14 protein-coding genes are annotated in these 13,943 nt (G+C 66.9%); 2 read left to right on the forward strand and 12 right to left on the reverse strand.

Annotation, left to right across the window (positions count from 1 at the left end; translation table 11 throughout):
- Positions 1-78: 78 nt before the first annotated feature.
- Together C6A82_RS24660 and C6A82_RS24665 are read left to right on the forward strand one after the other, a co-directional pair.
- Positions 79-1,557: a glutamate--cysteine ligase gene (locus tag C6A82_RS24660; protein WP_105348308.1), complete on the forward strand. Its 1,479-nt coding sequence runs from the start codon at positions 79-81 to the stop codon at positions 1,555-1,557.
- Positions 1,554-1,997 carry a hypothetical protein gene (locus C6A82_RS24665; RefSeq protein WP_105348310.1) on the forward strand — a complete coding sequence of 148 codons (444 nt, stop codon included), beginning with the start codon at positions 1,554-1,556 and terminating at the stop codon, positions 1,995-1,997. Before C6A82_RS24660 ends, C6A82_RS24665 begins: the two co-directional genes overlap by 4 nt.
- On the opposite strand, the gene egtE is transcribed toward C6A82_RS24665, so the two are convergent.
- From egtE to C6A82_RS24725, 12 genes are all read right to left on the reverse strand, one after another.
- On the reverse strand, positions 1,994-3,130 hold the full coding sequence (egtE, locus tag C6A82_RS24670) for an ergothioneine biosynthesis PLP-dependent enzyme EgtE (protein ID WP_105348312.1): 1,137 nt from the start codon (positions 3,128-3,130) through the stop codon (positions 1,994-1,996). The two genes, C6A82_RS24665 and egtE, sit on opposite strands and share 4 nt — an antisense overlap.
- Positions 3,127-4,128, reverse strand: a complete 1,002-nt coding sequence (egtD, locus tag C6A82_RS24675) for an L-histidine N(alpha)-methyltransferase (protein WP_105348313.1) — start codon at positions 4,126-4,128, stop codon at positions 3,127-3,129. Before egtD ends, egtE begins: the two co-directional genes overlap by 4 nt.
- On the reverse strand, positions 4,125-4,820 hold the full coding sequence (gene egtC, locus C6A82_RS24680; protein WP_105348315.1) for an ergothioneine biosynthesis protein EgtC: 696 nt from the start codon (positions 4,818-4,820) through the stop codon (positions 4,125-4,127). The genes egtD and egtC overlap by 4 nt, the downstream gene beginning before the upstream one ends.
- On the reverse strand, positions 4,820-6,109 hold the full coding sequence (egtB, locus tag C6A82_RS24685; protein WP_105348316.1) for an ergothioneine biosynthesis protein EgtB: 1,290 nt from the start codon (positions 6,107-6,109) through the stop codon (positions 4,820-4,822). Before egtB ends, egtC begins: the two co-directional genes overlap by 1 nt.
- Positions 6,106-7,401 (reverse strand): ergothioneine biosynthesis glutamate--cysteine ligase EgtA, encoded by a 1,296-nt coding sequence (gene egtA, locus C6A82_RS24690; protein ID WP_105348318.1) that lies wholly within the window; start codon positions 7,399-7,401, stop codon positions 6,106-6,108. The genes egtB and egtA overlap by 4 nt, the downstream gene beginning before the upstream one ends.
- A 120-nt stretch (positions 7,402-7,521) precedes the next feature.
- The gene (locus C6A82_RS24695; RefSeq protein ID WP_105348327.1) at positions 7,522-8,166 is read right to left on the reverse strand and encodes a sensor domain-containing protein; all 645 of its coding nucleotides are present in this window, start codon (positions 8,164-8,166) and stop codon (positions 7,522-7,524) included.
- 4 nt (positions 8,167-8,170) lie between these two features.
- Positions 8,171-8,599 (reverse strand): organic hydroperoxide resistance protein, encoded by a 429-nt coding sequence (locus C6A82_RS24700; RefSeq protein WP_199193932.1) that lies wholly within the window; start codon positions 8,597-8,599, stop codon positions 8,171-8,173.
- A gap of 201 nt (positions 8,600-8,800) precedes the next feature.
- Positions 8,801-10,249 carry a catalase gene (locus tag C6A82_RS24705; protein ID WP_105348329.1) on the reverse strand — a complete coding sequence of 483 codons (1,449 nt, stop codon included), beginning with the start codon at positions 10,247-10,249 and terminating at the stop codon, positions 8,801-8,803.
- Between the two features lie 105 nt (positions 10,250-10,354).
- Positions 10,355-10,765, reverse strand: a complete 411-nt coding sequence (locus C6A82_RS24710) for a hypothetical protein (protein ID WP_105348331.1) — start codon at positions 10,763-10,765, stop codon at positions 10,355-10,357.
- Between the two features lie 73 nt (positions 10,766-10,838).
- Positions 10,839-11,519 carry a DUF6766 family protein gene (locus C6A82_RS24715; RefSeq protein ID WP_105348332.1) on the reverse strand — a complete coding sequence of 227 codons (681 nt, stop codon included), beginning with the start codon at positions 11,517-11,519 and terminating at the stop codon, positions 10,839-10,841.
- Positions 11,520-11,718: 199 nt separating this feature from the next.
- A complete protein-coding gene (locus tag C6A82_RS24720; protein WP_105348333.1) occupies positions 11,719-12,825 on the reverse strand; it encodes a DUF4185 domain-containing protein in 1,107 nt (368 codons plus the stop codon).
- 65 nt (positions 12,826-12,890) lie between these two features.
- The gene (locus C6A82_RS24725) at positions 12,891-13,937 is read right to left on the reverse strand and encodes an aspartate-semialdehyde dehydrogenase (protein ID WP_105348335.1); all 1,047 of its coding nucleotides are present in this window, start codon (positions 13,935-13,937) and stop codon (positions 12,891-12,893) included.
- Between the last annotated feature and the right edge of the window lie 6 nt (positions 13,938-13,943).

Genomic DNA, 13,943 nt, shown 5'->3' on the forward strand with positions numbered 1-13,943 from the left:
CCGGGGGCTACCCGCCCGGCGACGATTTATCCGGGGATTTCCTTGCGCGCGCGTCACAGAGCCTGTTGCATCGGCGTTGTGGGCGAAGAGGTGAAGCAGGCCGACTTCAGTCGTGAGCACCGCCGCGAATACCGGCGCAAGGTCCAGCTGTGCCTTGACGTGTTCGAGACGATGCTGACCCGGTCCAGCTTCGAATTCGAGCGCCCGTTGACGGGCATGGAGATCGAATGCAACCTCGTCGACGGCGGCTATCAGCCCACGATGCGCAATTCCGAGGTGTTGGACTCCATCGCCGACCCCGCCTACCAAACCGAATTGGGCGCTTACAACATCGAATTCAATGTTCCGCCCCGGCCTTTGCCCGGCAGGTCCGCGCTCGAACTGGAAGCCGACGTACGCAGCAGCCTCAACGCGGCCGAATCGAAGGCCAATGCGAGCGGTTCGCACATCGTGATGATCGGCATTCTGCCGACGCTGATGCCGGAACACCTCTCTGGCGACTGGATGAGCGAGTCGACCCGCTACCAGGCCCTCAACGACTCCATCTTCTACGCCCGCGGCGAGGACATCCAGATCGACATCGCGGGCCCGGAGCGGCTCAGCCTTCAGGCGGCCACCATCGCTCCCGAATCTGCTTGCACGAGCATGCAATTGCACCTTCAGGTATCGCCTGAGGACTTCGCCAAGAACTGGAATGCCGCGCAGGTGATCGCGGGCCCGCAGCTCGCGCTCGGCGCCAACTCGCCCTACTTCTTCGGACATCAGCTGTGGTCGGAGACGCGTATCGAGTTGTTCGCCCAAGCCACCGACACCAGGCCTGATGAGCTCAAGGCCCAGGGCGTGCGGCCGCGGGTGTGGTTCGGCGAGCGGTGGATCACGTCGATTTTCGACCTGTTCGAGGAGAACGTCCGCTACTTTCCGTCGCTGCTGCCCGAGCTTTCCGAGGAGGACCCCGTCGCCGAATTGGCTGACGGGCGGACCCCGAAGCTGCCGGAGTTGCGGTTGCACAACGGCACCATCTACCGCTGGAACAGGCCGGTGTACGACGTCGTCGACGGAAGGCCGCACCTGCGCGTCGAAAACCGCGTGCTGCCCGCCGGCCCGACGGTCATCGACATGATGGCCAATTCAGCGTTCTACTACGGCATGCTGCGCACCCTCTCCGAAGAGGACCGCCCGCTGTGGACGAAGATGAGTTTCGCTGCGGCACATCAGAATTTCCTTGAGTGCGCCCAGCATGGGATGGACGCCCGGCTCTACTGGCCCGGACTCGGCGAGGTGACGCCGGACGAACTGGTGCTGCGTCAACTGCTGCCGATGGCACGCGACGGGCTGCGCACCTGGGGTGTGTCAGGCGAGGTGACCGACCGCTATCTCGGCGTCATCGAAGGTCGCGCCAAGACCGGACGCAACGGTTCGGTGTGGCAGGTGGAGACGGTGCGCGCGCTGCAGGAGCGCGGCATGACCCGGCCGGAGGCGTTGGCCGAGATGCTTCGGTTGTACTGCGAGCAAATGCACAGCAACGAACCGGTGCACACGTGGCAGAGCGTCGGATGAGCACTTCGGCGAGGCGGGTGCTCTCCGTGGCGCTACTGGCGCTCGCCCTGGTGGGATGTCAGGTGAGCCGCGAAGCGGGCGCGGATCCGGTCACATTCGCGCTCGGGCAGCAGTTCACGCTCGGCGGTGGGCAGGAAGCGGTGTTCGGCGGCGGCGACCTGAGCGTGCGGTTCAGCGAACTCCTCGAGGATTCGCGCTGCCCAACCGAGGTCGAGTGCTTCTGGACCGGACAGGCACGCATCGCGGTCATCGTGCATGCGATCGGACGCCCTTCCACGACAGCGTATTTCAACACGAACCCTGCCCCGGGTGAGAACGTGGAGTCCGTCCGCGCGGGCGACTACGCCGTTGAATTGACGTCGCTCGAGCCGTACCCGCGCACGCCCGATGATCCGATCCCGTTCGAGGACTACCGGGCCACGCTGGTCGTAGCGCGCTAGCCGCCCGCGACCGCCGTGGTGGCCTCGGCCAGGGCGGCGGCGAAGACCGCCAGCTCGTCGGCTGTGGTGTCGACGTGCGGCGAGACCCGCAGCACCGGCCCGGCCATCTCGAACGGCGCGCGCGCCACCTCGGCGTAGGTGGTGACGATGCCGCGCTCGGCGATGAGCCATGCGCGGACCCGTTGCGGGTCGGCGTCCTTGGTCGCAACCAACGTGGTGATCGCGGTCGGCTCAGCGCCGGGTTCGACAACGCGCCAGCCGTCGGCGTCGGCGAGGATGTCGCGGGTCATCCGCCCCTGCTCGGCAAGGGCGGCACGGACGTTTTCCGCACCCGCCGCAAGGTACTCCCCCAGGGCGACCGAAAGAGCCACCCGCGCAGCGAGATTCGTCTCGCCGTGTTCGAGGCGCTCCAGCACCGTGAACGGCAGGTTCCATTCCGGTGGCGGCAGCCGGGGCCGCAGCCGCTCCGCCAGCGACGGCCGAATCGCAAGCATCCCCACTCCGCGCGGGCCCGCGAGCCATTTGCGGGACGAGGAGTAGACGGCGTCGGCGTCGACAACGCAGTCGATGTGACCGAGCGCCTGTGCGGCGTCGACGACCAGCGGCAGCCCGAGGCCGCGGCACACCTCGGCGAGCTCGCGCGCCGGCTGCACGATGCCGCGGTGGCTGGCCAACGGGGTGAGGTGCACCAGCTCGGGCGGGTTGACGGCAAGCATGGTGGCGGCTTCGTCCAGGTCCAGCCGTCCGTCGCCGTCGACAGGCAGCGCGCGCACGGCGAAGCCGTTCGCGGCCATCACCGCGAGGTTCGGACCGTATTCGCCGGGCAGGCATGCCACGGTGCGTGCTCCGGGCCAGCTGCTGAGCAGTAGATCAAGGGAGTGGTTGGAGCCGGTGGTGAACACGACGTCGGACGCCGACATTCCGGTCAATGCGGCGACCGCCGCGCGGCCCGCGTCGAGGGCGGGCGCCGCCGCCGTCGCGGCCACATAGCCGCCCACTTCAGCCTCGTGCCTGGCGTGCGCAGCGGCCGCGTCGATGACGGCAAGGCTCTGGCGCGAACAGGCGCCGCTGTCCAGGTGCAGGCCGGCCACCGGTGGCCGGGCCGCCCGCCAGCGGTCGGCGAGGTCGGTCATTTCGTCGACAGCGACAGCCCGAAGTCGCCCGCCGCGTCCGTCCACCAGTGGGTGCGCCGCAAACCTGCCGCCGACAACTCGGCTGTCACCCCGTCGGGACGGAACTTGCACGACACCTCGGTGAGCAGTTCCTCGCCGGCCCCGAAATCGACGGTCAGATCCACTGCGGCCACCCGCACCCGCTGCGGCGATCTCGCCCGCAGCCGCATCTCGATACGTTCCTCGTCGGCGTTCCACTTGGCCACATGCTCGAAGGCATCGAGGCCGAAGTCGGCGTCGAGTTCGCGGTTCACCACGGCGAGCACATTGCGGTTGAATCGCGCTGTGACACCTGCGCTGTCGTCATAGGCCCGGACCAGCCGGTCGGTGTCCTTGACCAGATCCGTCCCCAACAGCAGAGTGTCGCCCGGTTGCAGCGTGTCGGACAGCGTCGAAAGAAACCGGGCGCGCGGTTCTGAGGTCAGATTGCCGATGGTGGACCCGAGAAACACCACGAGCCGACGTCCGACGCGCGGGATCTTGCCGAGGTGCTCTTCGAAATCGCCGCACACGGCGTTGATTTCGATTCCCGGGTACTCGTCGAGGATTGCTGAGCTGGCGGCCTGCAGCATTCCCGCGTCGACGTCGAACGGGATGAACCGGCGCAGCGATCCGGTGTCGCGCAGCGCGCTGAGCAACAGCCGGGTCTTCTCCGATGTACCGCTACCAAGCTCCACTAACGTGTCCGCACCCGACGCAGCGGCGATCCCAGCCGAGCGGTCGCGAAGGATCTCGGCTTCGGCCCTGGTCGGGTAGTACTCGGGCAGACGGGTGATCTGGTCGAACAGGTCGCTGCCCACCGAGTCATAGAACCATTTGGGTGGCAACGATTTCGGGGTCTGGCTCAGACCCTCGTAGACGTCACGGCGCAGCGCCCGCGCGGCAGAGTCCGCGGCGAGGTGGTTGGACATCGACAAACTTGATGCGCGATCCACATTCGCTTCTCGCTCGACTGTCATGCCGATCCTTTCAGCGTGGTCATCTCAACACGGTTGCCGGTGACGGTGACGAGGTGACGGTCGGGGATCTCCTGCCAATCCCCTTCGTCGTCGAACGGTTCGCTGGCCAGCACCACGCCGTCGTCACGCCGCAGCGCGAACAGCGTGTCTCCCCATGTGGTGGCGCGCAGTTCGGATCCGTTGCCCGCCAGGATGTTCAACCTGGCATTAGGGTCGGCCGCCGCCACGTCGGCGATGGTTTCGCCCAGTGCGTCCATGCCGCGGTCGAAGATCATCGCGGCCAGAAGCGCGCTGTCGTTGGTGGACTCCGCCACAGCCGAGGCAGGCAGCACCGCGCGATCGACCAGACCGTTGTGCGACAACAACCACTGCCCGTCACTGAACGGCGCCGACGCCGATGCCTCGATGGGCATTCCGACACTTGCCGATCGCACCGCGGCCACCACGCATCCGCTGTGCAGGACGGGCGCCAGCGAGGCGAACGACGCATCCCCCCACAGCGGGGTGGCGCTGCGCCACCGCCTGACCACACCGCCGTCATCGAAGAACCCGATGCCCCAGCCGTCGGCGTTCATCAGGCCGTGCTTTTGCCTACGTGGTGAATACGATTGCACCAGGAGGCCGTACGGCGGATCGAGCGTCAGTGACGCCACCGATCGCGGCTTCCCGAGCCAGCCAAGGTGGCGACACATCAGACGTCCCAGGCCAGCCGCAGACCGCTGAAGATCTGCCTGCGTATCGGATGGTCCCAGTTGCGGAAGCTGGGCCGGAGGATGTCGCCGGCGACGGCCCACGAACCACCGCGCAGCACCTTGTAGTCACCGTCGAAGAACGGCTGGCTGTAGAGGTCGTAGATCATCGGCGTGAAGCCCGGCCACGGCCGCAACGGCGACGACGTCCACTCCCACACATCGCCGAGCATCTGTTCGGCACCATATGCCGACGCGCCGGCAGGGTAGGCGCCGACCGGTGCGGGGCGTAGAGCGTCGCCTCCGAGGTTGGCCAGCGCTTTGGTGGGTTCGGATGCGCCCCAAGGGAATCGGCGCCTTGCCCCGGTGTGCGGATCCCATGCGCACGCCTTTTCCCATTCGATCTCGGTGGGAAGCCGCGCTCCCGCCCACGCCGCGTAGGCCTCCGCTTCGAAGTACGTGATGTGCTGCACGGGTTCGTCGGCGGGAATGTCCTCAACGTGCCCGAACCTCGTTCTTGTCCCCTCGAGGCCGCCTTCGTTCCAGAACTGCGGCGCCGTCAAACCCGCCTTAACACAGTGCGACCAGCCTCGCTGCGACCACCACCGCGGCTCCCGATAGCCGCCGTCGTCGACGAACTGCCGCCATTCACCGTTGGTCACGGGCACCCGGCCGATGCGGAACGCGGGCACGTCCACCTCGTGCGCGGATCGCTCGTTGTCGAGCGACTGCGGTTCGGTGACCGCGTCGACACCGAGCACGAATGTGCCGCCGGACACCAGCACCGAGGTGCCCGCCATCTCGGACCTACCCGGCGGAAGCGCGCTTCCGTGATCGAGCAGCGGTGGACCCGAGCGCAGGTTCAGCGCCTGCAGCATGGTCTCGTCGTGCTGGTTCTCGTGGCTGATCACCAGCCCGAAGTTGAATGCCGCCTCGCTGTCATCGTCGGTCAGCGCGTCGAGCCGCTCGAGCGCCGTGTCGCGGACGGTCGCGCAATAGGCGCGGGCGTCCGTCGGCGGCATCAGCGGCAGATCAACCCTGCTGGCCCGTGGATTTCGGAAGGCGTCATAGAGCCGCTCGACGTCGGGGGCGAGCAGGCCGGGACGTTGCGGGTTGTTGTCCCGCAATAGCCACAGCTCTTCCTGCCAGCCGATGTGGGCGAGGTCCCACACCAGCGGGCTCATCAGCGGGTCGTACTGCCGGTGCAGTTCGGCGTCGTCGAACTCGACGAGCCGCAGCGTCCGGTCGCGGGCCTTCGTCAGCCGCTGCGCCAGAGATTCACGTGCGGTCACGGCTCCCCTTGCGCCAGTGCGGTGACCGCGGTGGCGATCCCGTTGCGCACCACCCGGTCGGAGAAATCGTCGGCCGGTGCGCGTCCTTTCTCGACCGAACGCATCAGCCGCTGCATCGATTCCTCGAGTTCGGCTGGCGCCCGCTCGGCGGCCGCCTGCACGCACCGGACCGCGGCTGCGCGCAGCCGCCGGTCCCCCAGCCCGGTCTGAGCGGCGCGATCCCACGCCATCGCAACGGGCTCGGTGACCTCTGCCGCGACGTCGGCGGCCGCCGGATCGTCGAGCAGCGTGGTGAGGGTGAAGACGAGCGCGGGCCAGTCGGCGTCGGGCACGCTGTCGAGGTAGCGGATCTCCAGGAACCGGCGCGGCCGCACCGGCGGGAACAGTGTGGTCAGGTGGTAGTCGAGATCGGCGATGGTCGGGCGTCGGTCGCCGAGCAGCACGCGGCCGTCGGCCCAGTCGGCGAACGGCACCCAGTCCGTCACCGGCACCGCGTCCATCTCCGGTGTCGGGTGCACGAGCATCACCGGCGCCTTCATCGCGTAGCGCGCCCACTCGCTCGACGGGTCCTCCGCGTCCGCGCCGAGCACCGGACCGCACCGGGCGGAGTCGAGCTGACTCCACACCCACTGCCGCGAGCTGCGCCAACCGGTGAACTTCCCGCCGAGCAGAGGCGAGTTGGCCGCGATGGCGACCATCGTCGGACCGAGCGCATGCGCCAACCGCACCCTGGCCGCCCACCCGGCCTGCGGTCCGGCCTCCAGGTTCACCTGCACCGACGCCGTCGAGGTCATCATCGCCGCCCCTGCGGCGCCGGTTTCGCTGGCCACGAAGAACTGCTCCATGGCGCGGTAGCGGTCGCCCGGGTTGATGCGCTTGGCCTGCCGCAACGGATCGGCGCCGAGCAGGACGAGGCCGAGGCCCGCTTCGGCGAACGCCGCGCGCAGCACCGCCCGGTCAGCGGCCATGGCGGTGATCGCGCTGACGATGTTCTCCGCAGGCGGGCCGGACAGTTCCACGGCGCCGCCGGGTTCGACGGTGATCAGACTCGCGCCGGGAAGATCGCCGACACCGGCAATGACCTCTCGCAGCTCGTTCCACTCCGGGCGACGGCCCGGTTGGGTGAGATCGAAGCAGTGCGCCTCGATCTCCAGACCGGCGCGGCCGACGGGACCGTCGGTCAGACACGTCTCACCGATCAGCTGCGCAGCGTCGTTCGCGTTGGTCAGCTCATTCTCGGCGGCGTCGACTGGGTGCCCTTCATCCAGGTCGGTCGTGATGGTGTTGGTCATCCCAACCATCCCCTCCGGCTCCGGACGATCGCGGCCTCTATCCATCTTCCAGAGATGACCGACAAAATCCCCGCGATTTTTTCCTGACGAATCGGTGTCGGGTGACCCGTCGGCAGGCGGTTACTGTCCGAGCGTGTTCTGCATCGCTCCTGCCAGCGCGTTCACCGCAGGGCCGCCGTTACCCGCTTGGCAGACTTTCGCCTGCAGCAGAACATTTTCGCGGAGCCGCGTCGTGTTGAAGCAGCGCCGGTCGGTGCCCGCCTCCTGCTTCACCCAGTCGGCGTCCGTCGCCGTCGCCGGTCCTCCGGTGAACGACCAGACCTCGGTCACCATGTTGTCCAGATGCATGGCCGTGGTCTGGCCCGAGCAGCCGACGGTGCGGTCGACGACGCGGTGGAACGCCCGGTCGGCGGCCTGGCTGGTGGCGAAGACTCCCACGGCCTGCTTGACCCGGTGGGTGTCGTCGGTCGGCGACTCCTGCGTCGTGGTGCCGTTGAACGATGCCAGGTCAGGATCGGCGTACACCTCGGGCAGCCCGACGTCGGCCCAGTTGTTGCACGCCGGGTTGTCGACCCAATACGACTGGAACGGGTCGGTGAACGGCCCGTCGAACCGCAACGTCGCGCCGACGATGTTGCCGACCGATCCCTTGCCGAGGACGGCGTAGTTGACCACTCCGGGTTCTGACGGGCGGGCCGCCGCGGGCGCGGCCACCGCCATGCCGACGGCCAGCCCGACTCCTGCTAGGGCGACGGTGCGCCTCATGAGGTCAGACCTTCGCCGACAGCTTGACGTCGATGTTGCCGCGGGTCGCCTTGGAATACGGGCAGACGCCGTTCGCCTTCTCCATGAGCTCATCGGCTGCGCTCTGCTCCAGGCCGGGCAGATACCCGATCAGGTGGGCGTTGATGCCGAATCCCCCTTGGGAATCCTTGCCGAAACCGACCTGCGCCGTGATGCCCGTCGCGTCGTCGAGATCGATCTTCTCGTTGCGGGCGACCAACCTCAACGCGCCGAGGAAGCACGCCGAATAGCCCGCCGAGAACAGCTCTTCGGGGTTGGTGCCCTCACCGTTTCCGCCCATTTCCTTCGGCGGCCGGGTGTCGAGGTCGATCCGGCCCGTCGTGGACTTCACGTGACCGTCGCGGCCACCTCCGGTTGCGGTTGACTCTGCGGTGAAAACGACTTCGATGCTCATGGGCTCGATCATGCCAGCTGCCGATCCGAACACGTAGCGGCACGGCATTTCGTGATTCGAGCACGATTCGGCGAACCCGGCGGCCTACTCGGCGCCACAGCAAACCACAGCGGAGTAGCTGATGAAGCGCCTTTTTCTGGTCGGCGCGGTCGGTACCGCGGTTGTGCTGGCTACCATCGCGCCGGTCGCGAATGCGGAACCTCAGCCGTCGCCTGCGCGGATGCCCTCTTCGACCTTCTTGCCGAGATCGGGGTCGACGTTGGTCCAGTACTCGAACACCCGCGACAGCACGGGTTCCCGCACGCCATCCGACACGTGGCCGATGATGTTGTGGGCCAACCGGTCCCGCTCGGCATCGTCGAGCACCTCGCGCACCATCGTGCCCGCCTGACCCCAGTCGTCGTCGTCCTGGCGCAGCGCGTACGCGGTACGGACCATGTCGCCGTCCGAGGCCCAGTGCACCTCAGCCGCACGCCTGGCGTCCACTTCGGGCCCGCCCATGGAGTTCGGCGTGTACACGGGGTCGGTGGCCTTTCGGATGCGCATCGCGCCGTCCTTGCTGTAGGCGTTCACCTCGACATGCGGCTCGTTGACCGGGATCTGTTTGTAGTTCACCCCGAGCCGGGCCCGGTGCGCGTCGGAGTAGGAGAACCCGCGGGCCAGCAGCATCTTGTCCGGGCTCAGCCCGGTGCCGGGCACCACATTGTTCGGCTCGAACGCGGCCTGTTCGACCTCGGCGTGGTAATCGGTGACATTGCGGTTCAGCGTCATCTTGCCGACCTCGTGCAGCGGGTAGTCGCTGTGCGGCCACACCTTCGTCAGGTCGAACGGATTGAACCGGTAGGTCTTCGCGTCCTCGAACGGCATGATCTGCACGTGCAGCGTCCAGCTGGGGAAGTTGCCGTCCTCGATCGAGGTGAACAGGTCGCGTTGGTGGTAATCGCCGTCCTCACCTGCGAGCCGGTCGGCGTCTTCCTGGGTGAGGAAGTCGATACCCTGGTCGGTCTTGAAATGGTATTTGACCCAGAACAATTCGCCGTCGGCGTTGAGCCAGCTATAGGTGTGGCTGGAGTACCCGTTCATGTGCCGCCATGTCTTGGGAATGCCGCGGTCACCCATCAGCCAGGTGACCTGGTGCGCCGACTCGGGTGACAGCGTCCAGAAGTCCCACTGCATGTGGTGGTCGCGCAGATTATTGGCCGCCATTCGCTTTTGGCTGCGGATGAAGTTCTGGAATTTCATGGGGTCGCGGACGAAGAACACCGGGGTGTTGTTGCCGACCATGTCGAAGTTGCCCTCGCTCGTGTAGAACTTCAGCGCAAAGCCGCGCGGGTCCCGCCACGTGTCTGGGCTGCCGCGCTCGCCCGCCACGGTCGAGAACCTGGCCACCATTTCGGTTTTGGCGCCCGGCTGCAGGAACGCGGCGCGGGTGAACCTGCTGACGTCCTGCGTCACCTCGAACTGACCGAAGGCGCCGCCTCCCTTGGCGTGCGGTTGACGCTCCGGAATGCGCTCGCGGTTGAAGTTCGCCATCTGCTCGATGAGGTAGTGATCCTGCAGAAGGATCGGGCCGTCGGGCCCCACGGTCAGCGAGTGCTCGACGCTTGGCGCTGGAGCGCCGGAATCGGTTGTCGTGAACTTGTCAGCCATGTGAGTCTGATACCCCAAACCGCAAAATCAGAAAAGCGCCGAGCGTGCGGGGGCGTACGCGACACGCGGGGCGTGCGCACAGAACCGCACACTCGGCGCGTTGTCCTACGGGCGGACCGGTGCTGACGTGGTCGGCGGCTGCGCAGGCTCCGGCTGCTGCGCGCCTGGGCCGCCGGGACCCTGCCGCTCGAAGCCGCCGCGCGGACCGGGTCCCATCGGACCCATCGGGAACATCGGCGGTCCGCCGCGGTGCATCTCTCCGAACTCGCGATCACCACCGCCGTGGTGGCCACGATGGCCGCCGCCGGAGTGCGCACCGAGGACGAATCCGCTGAAGAAGATCACCGCGACGATGAAGACCACCCCGGCCACGATCCCGACCCACGCGGCCACCGCGGTCAGCCGCGCGCGCCGACGCTCGGGTTCCACATAGGCCGGTTGCTGCGGTGCGGTGGTCCCCACGGGCCTCGTCGCCGGTTCAGGTGTTGATGTTGTTTCACTCATGGCATCGAGCATGCAAAGGCCAGCGATGCGCCGCTCTTGAATTGCATATGAATCTGCTGTGAATAGACCACCGTTTTCGGGCGGTTCAGGCGCTCGTCCGCCGGTGAGGCTCGGCGACCGGTTTCGACTCGGCGGAACCGCGCTGGCGTAGGAAGATCGACAGCCCGACGATGGCGGCGACGGCGATGAACTCGCTCTGCCAGTTCTGCATCGACTCGAACCAGAACTGAGACGTGGTCAGGTAGCGCCAGAGGGAGATCGCGGCCTGGCCGTGTTGCAGCTGTTCCTCGTTGAACGCCTTGACGCCGCCCACCGCGTGAAGCAACCACGAGGCGAAGAACAAGGCGAAGAAGGCAATCGCCAAGGAGTGCTCGTAGATCGGCAACACCCAGCCGCCCTTGCGCACCGGCCACGGCGTCCATCGGTTCGGCGTGACGTCACGCGGGTCCTCGTCCTGTGGCGCAGGCTCGTCGAGCGGCTTCGACTCCGATGACCCCTTCTGATAGAGGAATGCGGTCAGCACGACATACATGCCCATCTGAAGAAACTCGGACTCCCAGTTCTCGAACATCGCCTCGACGAAGTCACCCGTGGTGAGGTACTCGAGCACCGAAATCCGAGCCTGTGAGCCGTGCTCCTGTTGTTCCTGGTTGTAGGTCGCGGTGCCGGAGACGATCATGCCGATGAAGAAGACTGCGAAAAGGCCCAGGCACGTCAGCAGCAAGCCGTTCTCCCGCAAGAGCTTTCGGATATGGCCTTGCGGCATCTTTCACATCCTACTCGGCGGGTGCGTCCTTACCCGACGGATAGCAAATTCTTGCTTACGATGCGGAAGAATGTGGCTTGTCGCTGATTACGCCGTCCTCGTCCGAGCGGGACCATGAGCGTATGACGGACTCGACGACTGACGACTACGGCGAGTGGCTGCGCCTGGCGCAGGAGGCCTTCGGCGTCACGCCGAGCGGTCATTCGACCGGCAGCGACTCCCATGGCTTGAGCGGATTCACCGCGAACTGGATGACGCGGTACGGCGCTTGAGCGCGCGGGAGCGTATTCCACTGGCTGATGAACACACGCAGCTCGTCGAGCGTGGAGCCCGGCGAGATGTATCCGCCGTACGGCTGAGCCAATCGATTGACCTCCGGCGGCGGCAATTGCTCTGCGGGGTCGGGCCATTCGCCTGCGACCACCACCGTCGTCACCGGCGCGGCGCCAAGCGCCGTTGGGTTGTCGGCCACCCGAACCTCCATGTTGCCGTTGCTTGCGTTGAAGTACGACAACACCGTTTTTCCGTCGATCTGGCGGATGCTCATCTCGCCGATCCGGTCGGGCCACAACGGCGTCGGCGTTCTGCCCCAGCCACCGTCGGAGGACCAGCCCTGCCAACTCGCGCGATCGGTGAAGGTCTCGCGCTTCGCGCGGTAGAGAACCACAGGCCCGGTGCGGTCGAAGTTGTTGGCGACGATGTAGACCCAGCCGGTCGGCGAGCCGTCCGTCGGGATCGGATCGTAGTACCCGCTGATCTGGCTCTGCCTGCTGTTCTCGAAGGCCGCCGGACGCTCCGAACCAGCCAGCGTCGGCCAACTGCCGCGCGCCGGATCGGCTTTCACCAGCCGCGAGGCTTGGGGGCGCAGGTCTTTCGTGGTCGTGACCATCATGTAGTTGTCGCGGTTGATCTGCACGACACCGGCGGGCAGTTGCGACTCCCCCGGCTTCGTCGCCTCGGCAAGCAGCGGCTCGTCGGTGCCGGTGACGCCGTCGTAACGCACGCCCGTGGGGTCGTCGATCGAGTCGATCTCGACGTGCAGCGCGATCGGTGAGTACCAGCCGCCGAACCCGACGCCTTGGCCGGCGAAGCTGTCTCCGCACACCTGAAGGATGCCGCTCGGAAATTCCATGAATTCACACAGGTCGGTGGCGCCGATCCCGTAATCGCCTGTCGGCGTTCCTGTTCCAGCCGTTGGGCCGATGCGGAGCACTTGGCCCGGCGCCAGCGGCGGCAGGACCGGCTCGGGGATCGGCGAGGGCGGATCCGCGTACGCGACGGGTGCGGCGAACGCCGAGATCGACATAATGGCGAGAAGTACTCGCACTTCCCCGCCCAAACGTCGGCTTCGGCGCACAGGGGTGGTCGGGGTCAGAGCTCGGCGGCCAGCAGTTCGGCGATCTGAATAGTGTTCAGCGCAGCACCTTTTCGCAGGTTGTCGCCGGACACGAACAATGCCAGCCCGCGGCCTTCCGGCACACCGGGATCGTGGCGGATCCGGCCGACAAGTGAGTCGTCGACTCCCGCGGCGGCCAGCGGCGTCGGCACCTCGACCAGTTGCACACCCGCCGCGTCGGCGAGTACTTCACGCGCACGCTCGGGCGAGATCGGCTTGGCGAACTCGGCGTTGATCGACAGCGAATGCCCCGTGTACACCGGTACGCGAACGCATGTTCCGCTGACCAGCAGGTCGGGGATGCCGAGGATCTTGCGGCTCTCGTTGCGCAGTTTCTGGTCCTCGTCGGTCTCGCCGGAACCGTCGTCGACGAGCGAGCCCGCCAGCGGAACAACGTTGAACGCGATCGGAGCGACGTACTTGTTCGGCGGCGGAAAGTCCAGCGCACGTCCGTCGTGCACCAACTTCTCGCTGTCGCCGACGACCGCACTGGCCTGATCGAAGAGCTCCTGCACGCCCGCCAGCCCGCTGCCGGACACCGCCTGATACGTCGACGCGACGATGCGGACCAACTGAGCTTCGTCGTGCAACGGCTTCAGCACGGGCATCGCGGCCATCGTGGTGCAGTTCGGGTTGGCGATGATGCCCTTCTCGAGGGACCGGGCGCGGTTGGCGACATCCCGCTCGAAGTTGACCTCGCTGACCACCAGCGGGACGTCGGGGTCCTTGCGCCATGCCGACGAGTTGTCGATGACGACGGCCCCGGCGTCGGCGAACCGCGGCGCCTGCACCCGCGACATGGTCGCGCCGGCGGAGAACAGGGCGATGTCGATACCGCTCGGATCGGCGGTCTCGGCGTCCTCGACCTCGATCTGCTGGCCTCGGTACTCCAGCTTCTTGCCCTGCGAGCGGGCGGAGGCGAAGAACCGCACAGACGTGGCCGGGAAATCGCGCTCGTCGAGGAGTGTGCGCATCACCTGGCCGACCTGACCGGTCGCGCCGACTACACCGATGTTGACCATGGCGTC

The organism is Mycobacterium sp. ITM-2016-00318 (assembly GCF_002968285.2).
Classification (GTDB): Bacteria; Actinomycetota; Actinomycetes; order Mycobacteriales; family Mycobacteriaceae; genus Mycobacterium.

Coding starts and splice junctions, on each gene's coding strand:
- C6A82_RS24665 (WP_105348310.1), top strand. CDS start 1,554: ATGAGCACTTCGGCGAGGCGGGTGCTCTCCGTGGCGCTACTGGCGCTC.
- egtE (WP_105348312.1), bottom strand. CDS start 3,130: ATGACCGACCTCGCCGACCGCTGGCGGGCGGCCCGGCCACCGGTGGCC.
- egtD (WP_105348313.1), bottom strand. CDS start 4,128: ATGACAGTCGAGCGAGAAGCGAATGTGGATCGCGCATCAAGTTTGTCG.
- egtC (WP_105348315.1), bottom strand. CDS start 4,820: ATGTGTCGCCACCTTGGCTGGCTCGGGAAGCCGCGATCGGTGGCGTCA.
- egtA (WP_105348318.1), bottom strand. CDS start 7,401: ATGACCAACACCATCACGACCGACCTGGATGAAGGGCACCCAGTCGAC.
- C6A82_RS24695 (WP_105348327.1), bottom strand. CDS start 8,166: ATGAGGCGCACCGTCGCCCTAGCAGGAGTCGGGCTGGCCGTCGGCATG.
- C6A82_RS24700 (WP_199193932.1), bottom strand. CDS start 8,599: ATGAGCATCGAAGTCGTTTTCACCGCAGAGTCAACCGCAACCGGAGGT.
- C6A82_RS24705 (WP_105348329.1), bottom strand. CDS start 10,249: ATGGCTGACAAGTTCACGACAACCGATTCCGGCGCTCCAGCGCCAAGC.
- C6A82_RS24710 (WP_105348331.1), bottom strand. CDS start 10,765: ATGCTCGATGCCATGAGTGAAACAACATCAACACCTGAACCGGCGACG.
- C6A82_RS24715 (WP_105348332.1), bottom strand. CDS start 11,519: ATGCCGCAAGGCCATATCCGAAAGCTCTTGCGGGAGAACGGCTTGCTG.
- C6A82_RS24720 (WP_105348333.1), bottom strand. CDS start 12,825: ATGTCGATCTCGGCGTTCGCCGCACCCGTCGCGTACGCGGATCCGCCC.
- C6A82_RS24725 (WP_105348335.1), bottom strand. CDS start 13,937: ATGGTCAACATCGGTGTAGTCGGCGCGACCGGTCAGGTCGGCCAGGTG.